The sequence below is a fragment of the Marinobacter sp. bablab_jr003 genome (assembly GCF_016464245.1).
GTDB classification, from domain to species: domain Bacteria; phylum Pseudomonadota; class Gammaproteobacteria; order Pseudomonadales; family Oleiphilaceae; genus Marinobacter; species Marinobacter vinifirmus.
Genome location: NZ_JADARC010000134.1, coordinates 152,472 through 174,196 on the forward strand (window position 1 = coordinate 152,472; position 21,725 = coordinate 174,196).

Annotated in this window: 20 protein-coding genes; 11 read left to right on the forward strand and 9 right to left on the reverse strand. The window is 60.7% G+C overall.

Annotated features, from left to right (window positions below; genetic code table 11):
• Window positions 1–23 precede the first annotated feature (23 nt).
• A complete protein-coding gene (locus H3Z84_RS16430; RefSeq protein WP_094624959.1) occupies window positions 24–659 on the reverse strand; it encodes a thiol:disulfide interchange protein DsbA/DsbL in 636 nt (211 codons plus the stop codon).
• A gap of 154 nt (window positions 660–813) precedes the next feature.
• Complete coding sequence (locus tag H3Z84_RS16435; protein ID WP_036219153.1) at window positions 814–1,422, reverse strand: c-type cytochrome; 609 nt, start codon at window positions 1,420–1,422, stop codon at window positions 814–816.
• Between the two features lie 181 nt (window positions 1,423–1,603).
• Between H3Z84_RS16435 and yihA the strand changes: the two genes are divergently transcribed.
• A complete protein-coding gene (gene yihA / locus H3Z84_RS16440; RefSeq protein ID WP_022988467.1) occupies window positions 1,604–2,248 on the forward strand; it encodes a ribosome biogenesis GTP-binding protein YihA/YsxC in 645 nt (214 codons plus the stop codon).
• A 185-nt stretch (window positions 2,249–2,433) separates the two neighbouring features.
• Here yihA and H3Z84_RS16445 read toward each other — a convergent pair whose 3' ends face one another.
• A complete protein-coding gene (locus tag H3Z84_RS16445; RefSeq protein ID WP_199458236.1) occupies window positions 2,434–3,096 on the reverse strand; it encodes a TetR/AcrR family transcriptional regulator in 663 nt (220 codons plus the stop codon).
• 174 nt (window positions 3,097–3,270) lie between these two features.
• Here H3Z84_RS16445 and H3Z84_RS16450 point away from each other — a divergent pair, with 174 nt between their 5' ends.
• From H3Z84_RS16450 to coaD, 4 genes are all read left to right on the forward strand, one after another.
• On the forward strand, window positions 3,271–4,716 hold the full coding sequence (locus H3Z84_RS16450; RefSeq protein ID WP_058341969.1) for a coniferyl aldehyde dehydrogenase: 1,446 nt from the start codon (window positions 3,271–3,273) through the stop codon (window positions 4,714–4,716).
• Between the two features lie 5 nt (window positions 4,717–4,721).
• On the forward strand, window positions 4,722–5,312 hold the full coding sequence (locus tag H3Z84_RS16455) for a hypothetical protein (RefSeq protein WP_199458237.1): 591 nt from the start codon (window positions 4,722–4,724) through the stop codon (window positions 5,310–5,312).
• A 25-nt stretch (window positions 5,313–5,337) separates the two neighbouring features.
• Complete coding sequence (locus H3Z84_RS16460; RefSeq protein ID WP_199458238.1) at window positions 5,338–6,936, forward strand: GMC family oxidoreductase N-terminal domain-containing protein; 1,599 nt, start codon at window positions 5,338–5,340, stop codon at window positions 6,934–6,936.
• A gap of 259 nt (window positions 6,937–7,195) precedes the next feature.
• The gene (gene coaD / locus H3Z84_RS16465; protein WP_022988472.1) at window positions 7,196–7,678 is read left to right on the forward strand and encodes a pantetheine-phosphate adenylyltransferase; all 483 of its coding nucleotides are present in this window, start codon (window positions 7,196–7,198) and stop codon (window positions 7,676–7,678) included.
• A 73-nt stretch (window positions 7,679–7,751) separates the two neighbouring features.
• Here coaD and H3Z84_RS16470 read toward each other — a convergent pair whose 3' ends face one another.
• The 4 genes from H3Z84_RS16470 to H3Z84_RS16485 all read right to left on the reverse strand — a co-directional run bounded on the left by H3Z84_RS16470 (window position 7,752) and on the right by H3Z84_RS16485 (window position 12,697).
• On the reverse strand, window positions 7,752–9,044 hold the full coding sequence (locus H3Z84_RS16470) for a DUF945 family protein (RefSeq protein ID WP_199458239.1): 1,293 nt from the start codon (window positions 9,042–9,044) through the stop codon (window positions 7,752–7,754).
• Window positions 9,045–9,087: 43 nt separating this feature from the next.
• Complete coding sequence (ppk1, locus tag H3Z84_RS16475) at window positions 9,088–11,229, reverse strand: polyphosphate kinase 1 (protein ID WP_199458240.1); 2,142 nt, start codon at window positions 11,227–11,229, stop codon at window positions 9,088–9,090.
• Between the two features lie 40 nt (window positions 11,230–11,269).
• Complete coding sequence (hemB, locus tag H3Z84_RS16480; protein ID WP_199458241.1) at window positions 11,270–12,301, reverse strand: porphobilinogen synthase; 1,032 nt, start codon at window positions 12,299–12,301, stop codon at window positions 11,270–11,272.
• A 174-nt stretch (window positions 12,302–12,475) separates the two neighbouring features.
• Window positions 12,476–12,697, reverse strand: a complete 222-nt coding sequence (locus H3Z84_RS16485) for a hypothetical protein (RefSeq protein ID WP_094624950.1) — start codon at window positions 12,695–12,697, stop codon at window positions 12,476–12,478.
• 272 nt (window positions 12,698–12,969) lie between these two features.
• Between H3Z84_RS16485 and H3Z84_RS16490 the strand changes: the two genes are divergently transcribed.
• From H3Z84_RS16490 to panP, 4 genes are all read left to right on the forward strand, one after another.
• Window positions 12,970–13,599: a TetR/AcrR family transcriptional regulator gene (locus tag H3Z84_RS16490; protein ID WP_199458242.1), complete on the forward strand. Its 630-nt coding sequence runs from the start codon at window positions 12,970–12,972 to the stop codon at window positions 13,597–13,599.
• 2 nt (window positions 13,600–13,601) lie between these two features.
• Complete coding sequence (locus tag H3Z84_RS16495; RefSeq protein ID WP_199458243.1) at window positions 13,602–15,293, forward strand: isovaleryl-CoA dehydrogenase; 1,692 nt, start codon at window positions 13,602–13,604, stop codon at window positions 15,291–15,293.
• A 203-nt stretch (window positions 15,294–15,496) separates the two neighbouring features.
• Window positions 15,497–15,844 (forward strand): DUF503 domain-containing protein, encoded by a 348-nt coding sequence (locus tag H3Z84_RS16500; protein ID WP_058341978.1) that lies wholly within the window; start codon window positions 15,497–15,499, stop codon window positions 15,842–15,844.
• Between the two features lie 181 nt (window positions 15,845–16,025).
• Window positions 16,026–17,720: a pyridoxal-dependent aspartate 1-decarboxylase PanP gene (gene panP, locus H3Z84_RS16505; RefSeq protein ID WP_036219155.1), complete on the forward strand. Its 1,695-nt coding sequence runs from the start codon at window positions 16,026–16,028 to the stop codon at window positions 17,718–17,720.
• Window positions 17,721–17,922: 202 nt separating this feature from the next.
• On the opposite strand, the gene H3Z84_RS16510 is transcribed toward panP, so the two are convergent.
• On the reverse strand, window positions 17,923–18,189 hold the full coding sequence (locus H3Z84_RS16510; RefSeq protein ID WP_036219157.1) for a hypothetical protein: 267 nt from the start codon (window positions 18,187–18,189) through the stop codon (window positions 17,923–17,925).
• Between the two features lie 102 nt (window positions 18,190–18,291).
• Entirely contained in the window at window positions 18,292–19,857 is a 1,566-nt protein-coding gene (locus H3Z84_RS16515; RefSeq protein ID WP_199458244.1) for an inorganic phosphate transporter, read from the reverse strand.
• 191 nt (window positions 19,858–20,048) lie between these two features.
• Here H3Z84_RS16515 and H3Z84_RS16520 point away from each other — a divergent pair, with 191 nt between their 5' ends.
• Entirely contained in the window at window positions 20,049–21,152 is a 1,104-nt protein-coding gene (locus H3Z84_RS16520) for a GGDEF domain-containing protein (protein ID WP_022988483.1), read from the forward strand.
• Between the two features lie 69 nt (window positions 21,153–21,221).
• Complete coding sequence (locus tag H3Z84_RS16525) at window positions 21,222–21,668, forward strand: flavodoxin (RefSeq protein WP_199458245.1); 447 nt, start codon at window positions 21,222–21,224, stop codon at window positions 21,666–21,668.
• Window positions 21,669–21,725 lie beyond the last annotated feature (57 nt).

A 21,725-nucleotide genomic window follows, 5' to 3' on the forward strand; every position in this document is an offset into this window, starting at 1 on the left:
AGCACTGGCACGCGGCCACCGTATTACTCGGCTCCTGCCCGCTCCTGCTCGGCCAGGTATTCGACTACCTGAAGAACATTCTCGTGGCTGCCAGCCATGGAGGCACTGACCACATACTTGCCATTTACCAGCATAGTCGGTGTTCCGGTGATGCGTGCACCCCGGATCTTGGACTGCGCCTGTTGCACCCGGGCACGTACGCCGAAGCTGTTGTAGGTGTCGACAAATTCCTGGGCGTCCACCCCGTAGTCAGCCACGAAATCCGCCAGCGCCTCTGCAGAATTCAGCGGGCGACGCTCTCCGGCCAGCGCATTGAACAGGGCGTCGTGCACCTTATCGAGTTCACCCATGGCTTCAAGGGCGTAGAAAGCGTAGGCATGGGGCTCCCAGCTTTGCCCCAGGGCCGCCGGCAGGCGAACGTAGTTTACATACTCCGGCGCCTTCTCTTCCCAGGCTTCCGCCAGGGGCTTGAAGTTGTAACAGTGGGGACAGCCATACCAGAACACCTCGGCCACCTCGACACCGCTGTCTGAGGCGGTACGAACCGGGTTATCCAGCGTGCGGTAATGTTTGCCCTCCTGCCAGGACTGGGCATTTGCCACGCCTGAAACAAGCAGGGCAGCTGCAAGAAATACAACAGAGCCAAAGCTTCTGATCATCGAAAATCTCCGAGCCATGATTTTGAGTTATCGGGAATTATGACCCAGCATACGGAAAAAGTTCCACCGCAGGCCATGGGCAAATCGTTACAGAAAGGTAAACAGCAAAAACCCCGCCGAAGCGGGGTTTCTGACGCAGCGTTACCGGGAACGATCAGTTCAGGCCGGAAACGTAGTTGGCAACTGCCTCGATTTCCGCGTCGGTCAGCTTGGAGGCCACATCCATCATGATGGCTGCGTTGGCACCGCCAGCGCGCTCACCGGAACGGTAGGCATTCAGCTGCTTGGCAACGTACTCGGCAGTCTGGCCACTCAGTGCCGGATAGCCCGCAGGCTCGTTACCGGTACCACGAGGGTTGTGACAACCGGAACAGGCCGGAACACCGGAAGCCATGTTGCCGCCACGGTACAGGGCCTGGCCCTGTTCCACCAGCTCTGGATCAGCCTGGCCAACCACCATGTCCTGCTCGTTGAAATAGGCTGCCAGGTCCTGGAGGTCCTGGTCAGACATGGCGTCCAGCAGGCCTGTCATTTCAGGAATCGGACGGTCGCCGTTCTTGATATCTACCAGCTGCAGGTATGTGTAACGCTCGCCGATACCGGACAGCTTCGGATACACAGCCATTACTGGCTTGGCTCCGCCCTGTCCGTGGCAGCCGGCACATACCGCTGCATTCTGTTCACCCGCTGCCGGATCTCCTGCCCCGTGAGCCATTGCTGTCAGGCCAACTCCGAGAACAACTCCTGCGATCAGTCTTTTCATGCTCGCTCCGCTTCTCTCATCTTTGCATCTTGAAAGTATTCTTCGTTGTGCAACCGGCAAGCACTGACAAAACAGGCTCATAACCGGGGCTAAAGCGGTAACGCGAGGCGTCCCGCCCTGAATTGGTGTAGCATTATACATTAATCGCCGATAACTGAAATCCAAAGGAACGCCAACCGTCGTGGACTCTGATCTGACTCAAAAAAGCCTCTCATTCAACAGCGCCCGATTTCTGATCAGTGCGTCACGGCTGGATGAATGCCCACCGGATTTCGGCGCTGAAGTGGCCTTTGCCGGCCGCTCAAATGCCGGCAAATCCAGCGCCCTGAACGCCATCACCGCCAACGGCAAGCTGGCCCGCACCAGTAAAACGCCGGGGCGCACCCGGCTGATCAACTTTTTCACCCTGAATCGCGAAAACATGCGCCTGGTAGATCTGCCCGGCTACGGCTACGCCAAGGTTTCCCGCGACATGAAAGACGACTGGCAGAAACACCTGGGCCACTACCTGAACGAGCGTCGCTGCCTGCGCGGCCTGGTTTTGGTGATGGATATCCGCCACCCGCTGACCGACTTCGACCAGATGATGGTGGACTGGTGCGAACACAATAACCTGCCCCTGATGATCCTGGCCACCAAGGCCGACAAGCTGAAATTCGGGCAAGCCAAGACTGCCATGCTGGGCATCGCCGGCAAACTCAAGCCTTTTAGCTGCGTACAGCACCTGATCATGTTCTCGGCCACCTCGAAGCGGGGCGTCGACGAATGCCGCGAGGCCCTGACCGACTGGCTGGAAGCGCCTGAAGCGGAAGAGACAGAAGAATAAGCAGAAGAAAAAGAAAAAACCGGCCTGCAAAGGCGCAGGCCGGCGAAACGTCAGGGTTTGCGACGTGCTAAACCTGAGAACTCACTCAGGAGACGCAGAAAAGTCCGATTTCCCACGTCACTACCTGTGACACCGCACTCTTCCAAAAGTTCAAAATCTGTTCAAAAAATAACCGCCAGCTACAATCAAGCGGGCACTGCCTCCGGTAAAACCGGGCGATACTTCTCTCGCAGCACCATCACCCGCTCACGGTATTCAGGCGTCAGGTACGGTATTTCCAGCGTCAGCACCTGGTAAATGCCCTGCTTCAGCTCGGTCAGAGTCAGGCTGGCCGGCTCCTCGCTGGCGTGGGCCGTTTTCAGGAATGCCATCCAGTTAGTGATCACCAGCCAGACATTCAGCGACATGGCCGAACGCAGCTCTTCGGGCTGAGGCTCGATAATGCCCGCTTCCGCCAGCTTGCCGAAAATCCGGTTAATGGCAGTCAGGCAGCGGTTGGTAAATTCCCGGTAGTCCCGGCGCAGGCGCAGGTCGCTGTCGAGCAGGTATTCCAGGTCCCGGTGGAAGAACCGGTAACTCCAGAGCCCGTCAAAGACCGACTCCAGGTAAAAGGTCAGGTCTTCCAGGGTAATGGCCCGGTCTTCGGGAATATCCAGGTAGTAATCCACCAGTTTTTCATATTCCTGGAAGATCTCGTAGATGATGTCGGACTTGTTCCGGAAGTGGTAATACAGGTTGCCCGGAGAAATGGCCAGGTGCGCGGCAATATGGTTGGTGGTGATATTGCGCTCGCCCCGTTCGTTGAACAGCTCCAGACTGGAAAGCAGAATTTTGTCTCTGGTTTTCATTCGCCCGCCGGTGTTTGTTGTTATCTGTCTCGCAGATGGCCCGATGGGCCATCCACCGCTTCTTGACTGCCTAGAGTATATACTCTAATAATAGCCGCAAGTGCAAATCCACCGGATTGCAGCCACCGATAACAACAAGCTGTACAGGCAGGCCTGACGGCAAGGGGAGAGAAAATGGGAGCCACCGTTGTTCAGCTCACCGAGAGCAAGAAACAGATCCAGCACACCCACCGGGTTTTCGAAGAGCAGAAAAAAGCCTTCCGCGCCAACCCGATGCCATCCCTAACCGAGCGCAAGGAAAACCTGAAACGCCTGAAGCGCGCCCTGCTGAGCAACCAGGACCGGCTCACCGATGCCATCGACCGGGACTTCAGCTGCCGCTCGAAGGATGAATCCCTGATTGCCGAAGTCATGCCGTCCATTCAGGGCATCAACTACACCCTGAAGAACCTGGGCGACTGGATGAAGCCCTCCAAACGCCATGTCTCGGTACTGTTCCAGCCGGCCAGCAACAAGGTGCACTACCAGCCCAAGGGCGTAGTGGGCGTGATCGTGCCCTGGAACTACCCCCTGTACCTGGCGGTAGGCCCGCTGGTGGCCTCGCTGGCTGCGGGCAACCGCACCATGATCAAAATGTCCGAGTACACGCCGCACACCTCGGCCCTGTTCAAGGAAATCATCGAATCCATGTTCCCGGAGGAAATGGTCTCGGTGATCACCGGCGAGGCCGACGTCGCCGCAGACTTTTCCCAGCGCCCGTTTGATCACCTCTTATTTACCGGCTCTACCTCGGTGGGCAAGCTGGTGATGCGCGCCGCGGCCGAAAACCTGACTCCGGTGACCCTGGAACTGGGCGGCAAATCACCCGCCATTGTGTCACCGGATGTGCCCATGGAAGACGCCGCCCAGCGCATCGCCTTCGGCAAGGCCTTCAACGCCGGCCAGACCTGCGTGGCACCGGACTACGTGCTGTGCCCGGCCGACCGGGTGCAGGCCTTCGTGGATGAATTCCGCGCCCGATTCGCGGAAATGTACCCCAGCCTGCGGGACAATGACGACTACACCGCCATCATCAACGAACGCCAGTACGACCGCTTGCAGGGTTACCTTGAAGATGCCCGGGCCAAGGGCGCCGAACTGGTGGAAATCAACCCCGCCAACGAAGACATGAAGGAAGGCACCCGCAAGATCCCGCTGACCCTGGTACTGAAAACCACGCCGGACATGAAAGTGATGCAGGACGAGATCTTCGGCCCGATCCTGCCGGTGATCAGCTACAGCGGCCTGGACGAAGCCATCCACTACATCAACGAACGGCCGCGTCCGCTGGCCCTCTACTTCTTCGGCTACGACAAAACCCAGCAGCAGCACGTGGTGGACAACACCCACTCCGGTGGCATGTGCATCAACGATGCCCTGATGCACGTAGCGCAGGACGACCTGCCCTTCGGCGGTATCGGCGACTCCGGCATGGGCCACTACCATGGCCGCGAAGGCTTCCTGACCTTCTCGCACCACCGGGCCATCTTCACCAAGCAGAAGTTCAACAGCGGCAAATACGTGTATGCACCCCACGGCACCGCTGCCCATCGCATGGTCTACAAATTCTTTATCCGGTGAGCCCCATGAACCGACGCAGTTTCCTGAAAACCGGGGTAGGCGGCGCCGTCTTCCTCGGCACCGTCAGCCTCACCGCCGGCCTGTCCGGCTGCGCCACCGCGCCGGCCGGGCGAGTCAGTGCGGTCGACAGCCGCATGGACGCCAGCTACCGCTTCCAGTTTCTGAGCAAGGACGACATCGCGCTGTTCGAAGCCCTGTTACCGGCCATGTTCGCCGGCGCCCTGCCGGAAGAACCGAACCAGCGCCAGTTTGCCGTTGCGGCCACCATCGAGCGTATCGACCAGGGCATCGTCAAGTTCGGCGCCCCCAACCAGAAAGAACTGCGCAAGCTGTTCGACCTGCTGAACTTTGCCCCCACCCGGGTCACCCTGGCCCGGGTCTGGTCCGACTGGCCATCCGTGACCACCGGCGAAGCCGACGCATTCCTGAACCGCTGGCGCAACAGCCGGATCGGCCTGCTCAACAACGGCTACATCGCCCTCAGCAAGATCGCCAACGTCGCCTTCTACGGCCACCAGAACCAGTGGCACCTGACCGGCTATCCCGGGCCACAGGAATGGATCGTAAACGTCTTACCCCAGTTCAAAAACACCTGAAAGACCCCGGATTACGGAGCGCAGTATGTCCATGAATGATCCCATTGCCCGGGGCCTGGCCGCCGGCTGGAAGGTTACCGACGCCAGCACCCTCACCAGCAACCAGACAGCAGAAGCCGATGTGGTCGTCATCGGCACCGGTGCCGGTGGCGGCACCACCGCGGAAATCCTGGCCCGGCAAGGCTTGGCCGTTATCCTGGTGGAAGAAGGCCGGCTGTATTACCAGAAAGACTTCAAGATGGACGAGCTGACGTCCTACGCCAACCTCTACCAGGAAGGCATGAGCCGGACCACCGCCGACGGTGCCATCGCCATACTGCAGGGCCGCTGTGTAGGCGGCTCCACCACCGTCAACTGGACCAGCAGCTTCCGCACCCCGGACGAAACCCTCATCTACTGGAGCCGGCATTTCGGCCTCGACGGCCTGGCACCAGACGCCATGGCTCCCTGGTTCCAGGGCCGGGAAGAGCGCCACACCATGGCGCCCTGGCAAACCGACCCCAACCTGAACAACGACATCCTGCGCCAGGGTTGCGAAAAACTCGGCTACTCCTGGCAGGTGATTCCCAGAAACGTCAAAGGCTGCTGGAACTCCGGCTACTGCGGCGTAGGCTGCCCCACCAACGCCAAGCAAGGCGCCCTGCTGACCACCATCCCCGGCGCCCTCGACAACAACGCCCGCATGTACCACGGCCTGCGCGCCGAAAAACTGGTCATGAACCAGGACCGCATCGACCACCTGCAGGCCAGCGCCATGGGGCCAGACGGCGTAACCCCCTCCGGCGTCACCGTCACCCTCAAGGCCCGGCACTTTGTCGTCGCCGCCAGCGCCATCGGCTCACCGGGCCTGCTACTGCGCTCGCAACTGCCCGACCCGCACCAACGCGTGGGAAAACGCTCCTTCATCCACCCGGTTAACGCCACCGTGGCCCGCATGCCGGCCAACGTAGACCCCTTCTACGGCGCACCCCAGTCCATCTACTCGGACCAGTTCAACTTCAGCCAGGGCGTAGACGGCCCCGTGGGCTACAAACTCGAAGTACCCCCCCTGCACCCGGCCATGGCCGCCGGCGTCGTCCCCGGCCACGGCCCGGAACAACTCGCCGACCTCAGCCAGCTGGCCAGAATGCAATCCGTCATCGCCCTGCTGCGCGACGGCTTCCACGAACAAAGCCCCGGTGGCACCGTCACCCTACGCGACGACGGCAGCCCGGTACTCGACTACCCGGTAACCGACTACCTGTGGCAAGGCATCCGCCAGGCCTACCTGCACATGGCCGAAATCCAGTTCGCCGCCGGCGCCGACGCCGTCCGCGCCATGCACCTGGATTCCACCTGGTACAAAACCTGGGCCGAAGCCCGCGCAGCGATCACCGAACTCCCCATGAAACCCCACCGCGCCCGCCTGTTCACCGCCCACCAGATGGGCGGCTGCAGCATGGGCAGCAACCCGGAAGACTCCGTGGTCAACGGCTTCGGCGAACACCACCAGGTTCCCAACCTCAGCATCCACGACGCATCGATCTTTCCAACGAGTATCGGCGCGAACCCGCAGTTGTCGGTTTATGCGCTGGCGGCGAGGAACAGCACTAGGCTGGCGCAGAAGCTGGCCTCAAACAGTTAATTGAACAAGGGACTTTCCAGAAGCCCCGGGGCGGCCAGCACACTGCCTGGTTGCGTGGGCGGGGTGGCTCTTCCCGGGAATGTCGAAGGCCATGGATGGCCGGAGTCAAGCGCACAGGGATGTGCTTGTAGCGTTTCCCGGGAAGAGCCACCCTGCCCACGCACTGCACAGTCATAATACAGCGCTACCCAAAGCCCCGGACTACAGCACACCCCTGGTTCCTGCTATGCTACCGGCCATAAAGACAAAGGAGCTGCGCATGCCAAAAGTCATCTACCCGGGCACCTTCGACCCCATCACCAACGGCCACACCGACCTCATCGAACGGGCCGGCCGCATGTTTGACGAAATCGTCGTCGCCGTCGCCTACAACCCGAAAAAGCAGCCACTACTGAACCTCGAAGAACGCTGCGAACTGGTACGCAAAGCCACCGCCCACGTACCCAACGTAACCGTCACCGGCTTCAGCAACCTGCTGGCCGAATTTGTGCGGGAACAGAACGCCACCGTCATCCTGCGTGGCCTGCGCGCAGTCTCCGACTTCGAATATGAATTCCAGCTCGCCGACATGAACCGCCGGCTGGCCCCGGAAATCGAAAGCGTGTTCCTGACCCCGGCCAACCACCTGTCCTACATTTCCTCCACCCTGATCCGGGAAATCGCATCCCTGGGCGGAGACATCTCGGAATTTGTCGATCCGGCGGTGGCCGAGGCGCTGAAACAAAAATTCAGCCAGGCCTGAGCCCGGCTGGCGAGAAGAAAAGCAAAAGCGGAAAATTAGCGGAACCGCTGCCAGCACAGGCAGCGGTCTGAGCTCAGAGTAGCGGTGGCAGCGGAATCTGCAGCCCGTTGATGTCCAGCACCAGATCTTCCATGCGGCCATCCATCACCAGCCGGTCACCCTCCTGAACCAGCAAACCCTGCTTGATCAGCGGCGCTACCTGCATGCGCACCGCAGCATAGTCTTCGGCCAGCGCCATCGGCATGGAAAAATCCAGCTCGCCGGTCAGGCCCTGCATCACCATCAGCATGGCGTCCTTTTCAGCCCCGGCCAATTCCGGATGAGAGATATCCAGGCTGCCCTGCACCGGCCCTTCCGGCGTTTCCAGGCTCAACTCGCGGATCCCGGCCGAAAAACCCGCAGCGGCCAGGTCACGGATCGACTCATTAAACCGCCGCATCACCGCCATCTGCTGCTCGAAGCTGACACCACCGCCAGCCCCGGCCTTGACCGTCATCGCCTGCAGGTCTGTCATGGCCGAACTGAAGGCATTCCAGCCAGCCACATCCAGGTTATCCACCGAAACCGCCATCCGCTGGGGGCCGAATGCGTCACTGCCGACGCTCACCGACGCCACATCCAGCTCCAGGGTTGAATCCAGCCGACGATCCTGGTCCTTCGCCTCGCTGGCACTGGTCATGGCCAGGCCATTCAGGACCACGGGCTCCACACCCGGGCTTTGTACCGACAGGGACTCCACCGACAAGGTGCCGGTTCCGGTCCAGATATCACCACTTAACCAGGACAGGCTTTGCTCCAGGTGGGCATCTTCCACCGTCAGATCCAGCTCCGGCCCGGACAGCGACAGTGCCGGCCACACCAGCATCAGATCAGCCTGCTCACCCAGACTGCCCACACTGATGCTGGCCAGGCCACCGCTGCTGCGCAGGGACTCGCCCGATGCCGGGTTGTCGATCGCCATTGCCGGCGCTTCCAGCACCAGGGTGGCCGAGCCCCAAATCCGGGTTTCCAGGGTCAGGCGGGGCTTTTCACCACGAAACCAGTTGGCGCCCTCCGGCTGCCAGCCGGCGTCCGGGCGGAAATCCATCAGGCTGCCGGTCACCCCGTGGGACACCTTCACCCGGAAGCCTATCCGGTAACTGTCGCCCCGGGCCGGGTCGGTAATGGTCAGGGTGCCAGCGGCTTCGGAGGCCAGCACACCACGCTGATATTGCTGGGTTTCCAGGTGCACAAAAGGCTGGGCAGCGTTTACTTCCAGGGCAGCCCGGAACCACTGCTGCTCGGTCACATAGCCCACGCCCCAGGGCGCGAGGCCGGCTCCGGCCAGAATCACTCCGCCGGCAACCAACCACTTGTTGAATTTCAAAATCAGAGTCCTGTTATCTGGGTAGTTATTGTTGTATCCGGGCTCAGACCGGCTTGCTGGTCAGGCGCTCCAACAGCACCAGCTGGGACGCAAAGGGCTCTTCGCCCTCGGCCGGCTGGTTCTGGATATAGCTGCCATCGGGCTGCAACACCCAGGCCTGGCAGTTATCCGCCAGGTAGGTATCCAGGTCTTCCCGCAACCGGGCCACCAGTGCCGGCTCTTCCACCGGGAATGCGGTTTCTACCCGGTGCAGCAGGTTGCGTTCCATGCCGTCAGCACTGGAACAGTAAACTTCCGGACGGCCATTATTACCGAAGTAATACACCCGGGTATGCTCCAGGAACCGGCCAATCACCGAACGCACCCGGATGTTATCCGACAGCCCCGGCACTTCCGGCCGCAGGCAGCAGATGCCCCGGATAATCAGGTCAACCTTCGCGCCGGCCTGAGAGGCCCGGTACAGGGCCTTGATCATCTGCGGCTCGGTCAGGGCGTTGAACTTGAAGATAATCCGGCCCTTGTCGCCATAGCTGGCCTCGCGCTCGATCAGGCTGATCAGCCGGTTGTGCAGGGTAAACGGTGCATGGAACAGCTTCTTGATCTTGAGGGCCTTACCCATACCGGTCAGCTGCTGGAACAGCTTGTTGACATCATCGCCAATAGACTCGTCGCAGGTCATGAAGCTGTAATCGGTGTACAGCCTGGCGTTGCCGGCATGGTAGTTACCGGTACCCAGGTGCACATAGCGGCGCAGGCGCCCTTCTTCCCGGCGCACAATCAGGATCATCTTGGCGTGGGTTTTGTAGCCCACCACGCCATACACCACGATCACCCCGGCTTCCTGCAACCGGCTGGCCAGCTCCAGGTTTTCCGCCTCGCTGAAACGGGCCCGCAACTCGATCACCACGGTCACTTCCTTGCCGCGCCGGGCGGCATCGGCCAGCGCTTCGACAATTTCCGAATCGGCACCGGTCCGGTAAAGCGTCTGCCTGATGGCCAGCACATTCGGATCTTTTGCAGCCTGGCGCAGCAGGTCTACCACCGGGCTGAAATTCTCGTAGGGATGCAGCAACAGGATCGGCCGTTTGCGGATGGCATCGAACATGGATTCCTTGCTGCGGATCTGGCGCGGAATGGACGGCGAGAAGCTGGAGTAGGTCAGGTCGGGCCGGTCTACCAGGCCACCCACGGCCATCAGGCGGGTCAGGTTCACCGGGCCATGCACCTGGTACAGGTCACGCTCGGTCAGCCCGAACTCCCGCAACAGAAACTGCACCAGTTCTTCCGGGCAGTTATCGGCTACCTCCAGGCGCACACCGTCACCAAAGCGACGGCTGAGCAGCTCGCCGCGCAGGGCCGACGCCAGGTCTTCCAGGTCATCTTCCAGCTCAAGGTCGGCGTTCCGGGTCAAACGGAACTGGTAGCAGCCCTTGACTTCCATGCCAGGGAACAGCTCATCCGCGTGGGCGTGGATCATCGACGACAGGAACACCAGGTTCTCACCACCTTCGCAGACTTCATCCGGCAGGCGCACCAGACGGGGCAGCGACCGGGGCGCCGGCAGGATGGCCATGCCGGTTTCCCGGCCAAAGGCGTCTTTGCCATCCAGTTCCACGATAAAGTTCAGACTCTTGTTCACCAGGCGCGGGAACGGGTGTGACGGGTCCAGCCCGATGGGGCTGACCACCGGCAGAATCTCTTCTTCAAAGTAAGTACGCACCCACTCTGCCTGGGCCGGGGTCCATTCCCGGCGCCGCACAAAGTGGATGTTTTCCTGCTCCAGCTCGGGAATCAGGACATTGTTCAGGATGTCGTACTGCTCATGGATGTACTCGTGGGCTACCCGGCTGATCTCCGCCAGCACCTGGTCCGGCTGCATGCCGTCCACACCCACGGTTTCCCGGCCGTACTTCATTTGCTGACGCAGGCCCGCCACCCGGATCTCGAAGAACTCGTCCATGTTGCTGCTGAAAATGCAGCAGAAAATCAGCCGGTTGATCAGCGGGTGCGTGGTGTCCAGCGCCTGCTTCAGTACCCGGTAGTTGAACTGGAGCTGGCTCAGTTCCCGGTTGAAGTAGTTCTCGCTGGCGTCCAGGTTCGCTTCCTCGCCTACCGGCGGAAGCTCAACCGGCGCAGGCACGCTCAGTTCGGCATCGATTGTCTGCTTGGCTGTTTCAGTGGTCATCGCTATCCATATCCGTTGTCTGGGCAGGCGGTCGCCTGCGTCACGCCCGCGCGCGGTCTATCATCAGTCTCGCAGCGCGCACGGCAAAATAAGTCAGAATGCCATCGGCACCGGCCCGGCGCATGGCCATCAGGCTTTCCATCATCACCGCATCGCCATCCAGCCAGCCGTTCTGGGCCGCCGCCATGTGCATGGCGTACTCACCGCTGACCTGATAAACAAAGGTCGGCACCTGCAGTTCGGTTTTCACCCGGTGCACGATGTCCAGGTACGGCATGCCCGGCTTGATCATCACCATATCGGCACCTTCCGCCAGGTCCATGGCCACCTCGTGAATGGCTTCGTCGCTGTTGGCCGGGTCCATCTGGTAAGTGGACTTGTTGCTCTTGCCCAGGTTGGCGGCGGAACCGACCGCATCCCGGAACGGGCCGTAATAGCTGGAGGCATACTTGGCAGAGTAGGCCAGAATGCGGGTATTCACATAACCGGCACCTTCCAGGGCTTCACGAATGGCGGCTACCCGGCCGTCCATCATGTCGGAGGGCGCCACCACATCGGCGCCGGCGTCGGCGTGGGACAGGGCCTGGTTCACCAGGGCTTCTACGGTCACGTCGTTGAGCACGTAACCGTCGTTATCAATAATGCCGTCCTGGCCATGGGTGGTGAACGGGTCCAGCGCCACATCGGTAATCACACCCAGTTCCGGCTGGGCTTTCTTGAGCGCCCGCACCGCACGCTGGGCCAGGCCATCGGAATCCCAGGCGCCAGAGCCGGACAGATTCTTTTTCTCCGCCGGCACCACCGGGAACAGCGCCACCGCAGGAATGCCCAGCTCAACCAGCTCCGCCGCCTGCTCGACCAGCAGGTCAATACTCAGTCGCTCCACACCCGGCATGGACGGCACCGCCTCACGCTGGTTCTCGCCTTCGAGCACAAACACCGGGAAGATCAGATTGTCAGCCGACAACTGGTTTTCCCGCACCAGGCGCCGGGAAAAATCACTGGCGCGGTTGCGGCGCAGACGGGTAGCCGGATAGGCTCGGTTGGAAAGCGGCTGGCGTGGCTTGGGCATGAAATACCTCCTGAACATGGATGGCCTTGGAAAGTCATGACATCATACACCCGGTGAGCCGCCTGTTGCAGGGCCGGAGGCAAGTCTGCAGTACTCAGATGACAATTCAATGACAAAAACCAGGGCGGCGCCAAACCGGCCGCCCTGGTAAAGAAGGGAAATCGGGGAAGGAACTCAGATGGAACGGTTGTTAAAGCCCACTTCCACCTTGCGAGGGGTATCAGCCCGGAAGCTGGTATCCACTGCCTGGATCTTGCCGCCACCCTGCAAAAAGGCTTCGATATCTGACTGCAGCTGGGCCCTTACCCGGGCACGGCCGGCAACAGAATGGTTATCCTCACTGTCGCTGCCCCAGTTACCGGACTGCTCCAGATTGCTTTCGTCGAATTCACTCATGCTCTTTTCTCCATCAACGAAAACAGATTTTCAGGTGCCCTGTACGCCCTCCCGGGCAGCACCCCGTCTCGACTGCCGGCCGCCTGCGGCCCCGTCTTGGCGTCTTTATAATCCGGTTTCGTTAACGGCGCTATTTCCTGACAACCACTTTTTTGTAACGTTTTGCAAACAACTGCATGCCATTGATTTTGAAGGGCCAATACCATCACCTGCCAGGCCCCTCAAATTGACACAAGAAATGAATAATGATTCACTGCTTGCAAGGAGCCGGCATGGCTTATCGTGAAACCGAAAAAATGCGCCAGCGCAAAGCCCAGGCGCGCCAGAAGATCATTGAAAGCACCTGGGAATGCGTGGCAGACGGCGGTTTCCAGAGCGCCCGAGTTACCCGAATTGCCGGCCTCGCCGGCGTGGCAACCGGCACGATTTACCGGCATTTCGAATCCCGGGAAGACCTGTTTGCGGAGATTTTCCGGCTGGCGACCCAGCGCGAAGTCGACAAGGTAGCCGAAGCCCTGGCCATAACAGGCAATGCGGTACAGCGTCTGGACCACGCCCTGCGCCAGTTCGCCCAACGGGCCCTGAAAGGCCCGATGAAAGCCTGGGCGCTGATTGCCGAGCCGGTGGACCCGAAAGTAGAAGAAGAACGACTGGCGTACCGCAGGGCCTACGCCAACCTGTTTGAACAAGCCATCCGGGAAGGCATCGCCGAAGGCACCATCCCGGAGCAGAACACCCGCCTGGCCGCTACATGTCTGGTGGGCGCGATATCCGAAGCCCTGGTAGGCCCGTTGTCTCCAACCCAGACAAGCGAGCTACCGGACAACGACAACAATGACAATGAACTGGTCGACACCATCGTCTGCTTCTGCCTACGGGGGTTGACCGGCACCAGGAGCTGAACATGAACAACCCGCAGCGCAAAGCCGAGTCCGCCACCGACAACCGTTACCTGTCGGCCACCCATGAGGTCATCAACCAGCCCCGGCCGCTGGAGAACTACAACCTCTACGAACAGGACACCGCGCTGCGGGAAGCCGTTCTGCGGGAAGGCGCAGGCTTCGCCAACGACGACCTCACCCGCTTCGGGGCCTGGGCCGGCCTGGCCGACACCATCGAACTCGGCAACCAGGCCAACGCCAACAAACCCGGCTTCCGCACCCATGACCGCTACGGCCACCGGACTGACGAAGTCAGCTTCCACCCGGCCTACCACGAACTCATGCGAGTGGCCCTGGAAAACGGCCTGCACAGTTCACCCTGGACCAACCCCGGCAAAGGCGCCCACGTTGCCCGCGCCGCCAAGTACTACCTGCACTCCCAGGTAGAGGCGGCCCACTGCTGCCCGGTGACCATGACCTTCGCAGCCATCCCGTCCATCCAGAACCAGCCGGACCTGGCCAAACTCTGGGCCCCGAAAATCCTGGCCAACGAATACGACAGCCGAAATGTACCGGACAGCGAAAAAACCTCCGTCACCATCGGCATGGCCATGACCGAAAAACAGGGCGGCAGCGACGTGCGCGCCAACACCACCATGGCCTACCCGACAGGCCAGGAAGGCCCGGGCCAGCCCTACGAACTGGTTGGTCACAAATGGTTCGTCTCCGCCCCCATGTGCGACGCCTTCCTGGTCCTGGCCCAGACCACCAGCGGCCTGTCCTGCTTCCTGATGCCCAGATGGCGCCCGGACGGCACCAAGAACCCCTGGCAGGTACAGCAGCTGAAAAACAAAATGGGCAACGTTGCCAACGCCTCCAGCGAAGTGGAAATCCGCGGCGCTCTGGCGTGGATGGTCGGTGAAGAAGGGCGCGGCGTCAGAACCATCATTGAAATGGTCGCCATGACCCGCTTCGACTGCATGATCGGCAGCGCCGCCGGCATGCGCCAGGCCGTCGCCCAGGCCAGCCACCACTGCCACAACCGCAGCGCCTTCGGAGCCCGCCTGAGCGACCAGCCGCTGATGCAGAACGTACTGGCCGACCTGATCATCGAAAACGAAGCCGCCCTCGCCTACACCATGCGCGTAGCCCGGGCGATGGACAACCAGAACAACGAACACGAACGCCTGCTGGCCCGCCTGGCCACCCCCGTCGGCAAATACTGGATCTGCAAACGCACCCCCAACCACGCCTACGAAGCCATGGAATGCATCGGCGGCAGCGGCGTCATGGAAGACTGCATCATGCCCCGCCTGTTCCGGGAATCCCCCGTCAACGCCATCTGGGAAGGCAGCGGCAACGTCCAGTGCCTCGACACCCTCCGCGCCCTGCAGAAAGAACCCGAAACCCTCGACGCCTTCTTCAAAGAAGCCGCCGAAGCCAAAGGCACCGACCGCCGCTTCGACCAGCACCTGGCCCAACTGCAACATGACTTCGCCGACATCAGCGACTTCCAGTACCGCGCCAGAAACCTGGTCGACCGCATGGCCCTGACCATGCAAGGCTCCCTGCTGCTGCGCTTTGGCGATAAAAACGTCGCAGACGCCTTCTGCGCCTCAAGACTGCAATCCAGCGGCGGCATGAACTACGGCAACCTGCCCTCCGGCACCAACCCGGCGGCGATTATCAAACGGGGGACGCCTGTAGTAGTCTAGGGGAAACCCAGACAGCCCGTCCCGAAAGCCAGGGCAACCGGCTGAAGCGACTCCCCGTATACCGTTCGGGAAGCGGTGAGGGTGGGCTGTTCAAAACCTTGCGGAGCCATGGATGGCGGAGCAGAGCGTACAAGGACGTATCCACAGCGTGTTTTGAACAGCCCACCCTCACCGCTTCCTGCACCAAACGAGCCAAACCAGACATGTCAGAAGCCCTGAGAAAACTGCTGAAAGAAGGCAAAACCCCACAACAGCACCAGGACATCACCCCCCACGTAGGCGTCCTGACCCTGCACTTCCAGCTCTACGGCTGCGAAGACATAAAAGCCAAACGCAAAGCCTTCACCGCCATGAAAGCCATCTGGGGCAAAGAACCCGACCTGGCCGTGGCTGAAACCGCCGACCACGAAGCCCTCGACTGCGCCACCTGGACCATCGCCGCCCTGGGCGCCAGCGCCCAGCAAATCACCCAGCGCCTCGACCAGGTCGAAAAAGACATACAGGAGCGCATAGACGCCCCCATCCTCGACATCCACCGGGAAATCCTCTGAGCCACGCCCCGAAAGCCCCGGGCATAGCGTCAAACCCGCACAGGCCTTATACTACGGCCCCTCAAGGAGTAGATGACCTGCCTGCCGGCGGGCCACCAAATTCAATGTCGGGCCCAGCCCGGCCCCGTCCGCCGGGTTTCCGGAACCGACCCACGGACAACCACTGAGTGTGTGTGGTGCTATGACCGGAAAGAAAAAATCCGCCCAGGCCTCGGTCGAGGCAATGTATCGCGTGTTCACGGTGCCCGAAGCCCCGGAATCCACGCTCAGCCGTATCGACCAGAACATCTCCAGCAACCTGGCCGGGTTCCTGCAGGAGCACATCGTTGCCGTTGAACGGGATCTCTCGGAAGTCGAAAAAGACTTCTCCGACTACGTGATCCCGGAAAAACCCGTCTTCGTTTCCGAACAGGCCCAGTTCCTGCTCGACAAACTGGTCGCCAATTCCGTACACACCGCCTCACCGGCCTTTATCGGCCACATGACCTCGGCACTGCCTTACTTCATGCTGCCGTTGTCAAAAATCATGATTGCCCTGAACCAGAACCTGGTCAAAACCGAAACCTCCAAGGCCTTCACCCCCATGGAGCGCCAGGTACTGGGCATGATCCACCGGCTGGTGTACCAGCAGGACGGCTCCTTCTACCGGAAATGGATGCACGACCCCCGGCACGCACTGGGCGCCATGTGCTCCGGCGGCACCATCGCCAACCTGACCGCCCTGTGGGTTGCCCGCAACCGCGCCTTCCCCGCCGAAGGCAGCTTCCGCGGCCTGCACGAAGAAGGCCTGTTCCGGGCCCTGAAATACTACGGCTACGAAGGCGCCGCCATCGTCGTCTCCAAACGCGGCCACTACTCCCTACGCAAAGCCGCTGACGTGCTGGGCCTGGGCCGCGATGCCCTGGTGCCGGTAGAGACCGACGAATACAACCGCATCCTGCCCGATGCCCTGCGAGACAAGTGCCTGGAACTGCAGAAACAGAAAATCAAGGTCATGGCCATCTGCGGCGTGGCCGGCACCACCGAAACCGGCACCGTCGACCCGCTGGACAGCATGGCCGACATAGCCCGTGAATTCGGCGCCCACTTCCACGTAGACGCCGCCTGGGGTGGCCCCACCCTGTTCTCCCGCACCTACAAACACCTGCTGCGCGGCATAGAACAGGCCGACTCCGTCACCTTCGACGCCCACAAACAGCTGTACGTACCCATGGGTGCCGGCCTGGTCGTCTTCAAAGACCCCAGCCTGGCCAGCGCGGTAGAACACCACGCCCAGTACATCATCCGTAAAGGCTCAAGAGACCTCGGCAGCACCACCCTCGAAGGCTCCCGCCCGGGCATGGCCATGCTGATCCACTCCGGCCTGAAAATCCTGGCACGGGAAGGCTACGAAATCCTGATCAACCAGGGCATCGAAAAAGCCAGGACCTTCGCCGGCATGATCGACGAACAACCGGACTTCGAACTCATCACCCGTCCGGAACTCAACATCCTGACCTACCGCTACTGCCCGGAACCGGTTCAACAGGCCCTGGCCATCGCAGACGAACTGCAGGCAGAGAAAATGAACACCTGCCTGAACCGTATTACCAAGTTCATCCAGAAAACCCAGCGGGAACGCGGCAAAGCATTCGTGTCCCGAACCCGACTGGAACCGGCCCGCTATTACCACTTCCCGTGCATCGTATTCCGGGTGGTGCTGGCTAACCCGCTAACAACGCCGGAGATCCTGGCAGACATCCTGAAAGAACAGCGGGAGTTGTCGAAGGAAGACGGCATTGCCGATGAGATCGCCATCCTGCATCAAATGGCCGAAGCCGTATTGAGCCCCCGGCCATCAAAGGCAAAACCCAGGCTTAAGTCAGCCCAGGGATAACACCGGCCAGAAAGAACGAGGCCAATTCCTTAAGGTGACATTGAAAACTGGCGGCATGACGTATGCCCGGGGCGGGGTGTGCGAGGAGCTGTTCAAAAATTTGCGGAGCCAGGGATGGCGGAGCAGAAGCGCCACAGGGATGTGCCGAAGGAGCGGTTTTTGAACAGCTCCTCGCACACCCTGCCCTGCACCTGGCTAAGCTTTAATACAGGGCCTCTTCGTCATCCAGCACCTCGTGCAGGATCTCCAGAAACATCTTGTCAGCCTCACTCCAGGTCTCCGGAATACGGATCGTAGTGTTGGCGCTGATCTCGCGGGCAATCAACTCGTCAGCATTGGGCTCACCCTTGTACTTACGGGCAATCTCCATGGACTTTACGGCGATGGTCGGCTCGCTCATCACCTTCTTGATAAACACCCGTAACTCTTCAATCATTCTGGCCTGACGGCTCTCGGAAGATGAACTCATTCCTGACTCCCTGAAAAATAGCGTTGAAGCAAAACGGCCCGCACAGGGCCTGATGCTCATAGTATGGCCAAACCGCGGGGCGCTAACCAGCCCCGCCCGGCATTAAACCATCAAACCCCGCAGGGCGAAGAACAGGAACGCAGCCATCAGGGCGGACGCCGGCACGGTGATAATCCAGGCTGCGGCAATCTTCACCAGGTGGGAGCGCTTGACCATCTCTTCCTTGTAAATCTTCTTCAGGCGCTTGCGCTCGGACTTGGACAGCGGCACCTGCTCCTTTCTCTTCTTTGCCTGCTTGAGCAGCTTTTCCATTTCCTCCACAGAGGCGTTGCGGAAATCGTCCAGGAACGGCTTCAGGCGCTCCTGGTCCGCCAGGTCATGGTGCTCGATCATCTTGTGCAGCTGGCTGGCGTAGTTGGACTTCAGGTACTCCCGCAGGAAGCCCACACCGAACACGCCACCGATAGCAATATGGGTTGAACTGACCGGCAGCCCCAGCTGGGACGCCAGGATTACCGTCAGTGCCGCAGACAGGGCGATACAGAAGGCCCGGGTCTTGTCCAGCTCGGTAATCTCGCTGCCCACGGTCTTGATCAGGCGCGGGCCGAACAACATCAGGCCAACGGCCAGGCCAAGCGCACCCACCATCATGACCCACAGCGGAATGCTGGCAGAGGTCACCACGCCACCACCGGCGCGAATGGCATCGTTGATGGCCGCCAGCGGGCCGATGGCGTTGGCGACGTCGTTCGCACCGTGGGCAAAGCTGAGCAACGCGGCGGCAAAGATCAGCGGCCAGGTGAACAGCGTGTTCACGCCCTTGGCACTGTTCTCCATGGTCGCGGCACGACGGCTCACCAGGTTACGCATGATGAACCACACCACGGCAGCTACCACCAGGCCCATGATCGACGCCGACAGGAAGTCCACCTTGACGATTTTCTTCACGCCCTTGAGCATCAGGTAGGTTGTGAACGCCCAGGCCATGATCGATACCAGGACAGGCACAAAGGTGCGGGCCGACGACACCAGGTTTTGCCGGTACAGCACGGTTTTCTTGATGGCAAACAGGAACAGCGCTGCCAGGGCACCACCCAATACCGGAGAGATCACCCAGCTGGCAGCAATCTTGCCCATCACACCCCAGTCGGCGATGGCCCAGCCACCGGCCGCGATACCGGCACCCAGCACACCGCCCACAATAGAGTGGGTCGTGGAAACCGGCGCGCCCATCCAGGTGGCCAGGTTCAGCCAAAGTGCGCCGGCCAGCAAAGCTGCCGTCATCAGCCAGACAAAGGCGCGGGGATCTTCCAGGGTGGTGGGATCAATAATGCCGCCCTTGATGGTAGAGACCACGTCGCCACCGGCAATCAGCGCGCCGGCTGCCTCGAACACCGCCGCCAGCAACACGGCGGCGCCCAGCGATAAGGCACCGGAACCCACCGCGGGGCCCACGTTGTTGGCAACATCATTGGCACCGATATTGATGGCCATATAACCGCCGATGACCGCTGCGGCCATCAGCAACATGCTATTGGGTAATCCCTGACTGAATGAGCCGACAATCAACCAGACACAGAGCAGGAACAGAACACTGAAACCAACCCTGTACCGTTCCGTGGAGGGGCTGCTGAGAAGGTTATCCAGAAAGCTGCTGGAACGGGCCATAAACAATTGGGTCTCTTGAGAACGGAATGAGTTCAGGCAATTTTGCCGCGCGCAAACTATAAAATTTTTATCATAAAATTGAAACCGAACTGTCATGGGGGCTAAAGATCACAAACCGGACGGACATCACTCCAAAGCCGCGGTTTTTTGGCGCATACTTGGCAAAAACCTGTCAAAAAGAACAACACAAGATGACGGCCAGCTACCGACCCAACCAGATCATATCGTCCGAGCACGAAGAACAGCAGATTTCCCTCCTGCTGAACGGGTTATCGGCCATGGCGCTGCTGTTCCTCACCGGCATCGGCCTCAAGGCCTGGTTTGCCGACCATCACAGCCATGCCATCGTGCTCTGGCTGTTCAATATACCGGTGCTGGCCAATATGCTCTGGTATTTGCGGACCGGCAACCGGCTGGTGCAGAAGGCGGGGCTGCTGATTACCGTTGCCCTGCTGTTTGCCTACCTGATCGCCTCGGGCGGCGAAGGCAACACCGGCCCCCTGTGGTTCTACGTGTTCCCTCCGCTACTGTTTTTCCTCACCAGCCTGAAGGGCGGCACCGCAATCCTGCTGTTCTGCTATCTGCTGGCGATCATCGTATTCCAGTTTCCCAACCTGCCCGGAGTAGCCGCCGAATACTCCACTGACTTCAAGATACGCTTTTTCGCCACCCTCACCTTCGAATCCATCTTCTGCTTTGTGCTGGAGGCCGGCCGTCTGCAGGCCCGCAACAAACTGCTGAAACTGGCCGAAAGCCATGAAAAAGCCGCGCGTACCGATGAGCTTACCGGCCTGGCCAACCGGCGGGATATGCACAACCGCCTTGCCGCCGAGTTTTCCCGCTACCAGCGCTCCGGGCACCACTTTTCCGTGGTGCTGATCGACCTGGACCTGTTCAAACGGGTCAACGACGATTTCGGCCACGATGCCGGCGATGCCGCCCTCCGGCACTTTGCCAGCCTGGTGCGCAAGGTGATCCGGCAAACGGATATCGCGGCGCGCTGGGGAGGTGAGGAATTCCTGATCCTGCTGCCCGACACCACCCTGCTGCAGGCCCTGACACTGGCCGAGCGATTGCGTGCGGAAGTGGCGGCCACCGAGTTCCGCCACCAGGAGCAGATCCTGCCGGTGACCATCAGTGCCGGCGTCTGCTCGATCTCCAAGGCCGGGTCCGTCAACGAACTTCTGAAACTGGCCGACACCAACCTTTACAGCGCCAAGGAAGATGGCCGCAACCGCATCGCCCCCAGGGTGCGCAGCCAGGACAGCCAGCCCGCTGCGGAAAGCCCGGCTTGAGCGCGGCCCATTGCCGCATTACCATCTCTGCCGGCAATGCAGAGACCTGAACAGACATAAGGCAGTAACATGGCAGCAATTCGAATACTCACCGGCAGTGTTTACGGCGGCGCCCTGCTGACCGCCCGCAAGATCAAGGAAGAGCTTGAAGCCGAAGGGCACCAGGTGACCGTGCTGGAGACCCCGGCCCTGGAAGACATCACCGGCAACGACGACGCCCTGCTGGTCTGCACCTCTACGACCGGCCAGGGGGAAATCCCTGACAACCTGCTGCCGTTTTACCTGGCGCTGCGGGAACAACTGCCACAGCAGCCTGGTCGCCCTTTCGGCATTATCGTGCTGGGCGACAGCTCCTACGGTGACACCTTCTGCGGCGCCGGCGACCTGATGGAAGAAGCCCTTTACGAAACCTCGGCCCGCAAGGTGGGGGAAACCCTGCGCGTAGACGCGCTGGAAACCATGGAGCCGGAAGCCGAAGCCCTGCCCTGGGTAAAAGAGTGGGTTAACGGAATCTGACCTTTATTTACACAAGTTGCCAAAACTCTGTCCGGCTGCCCTTGAGCCACCTGCAGC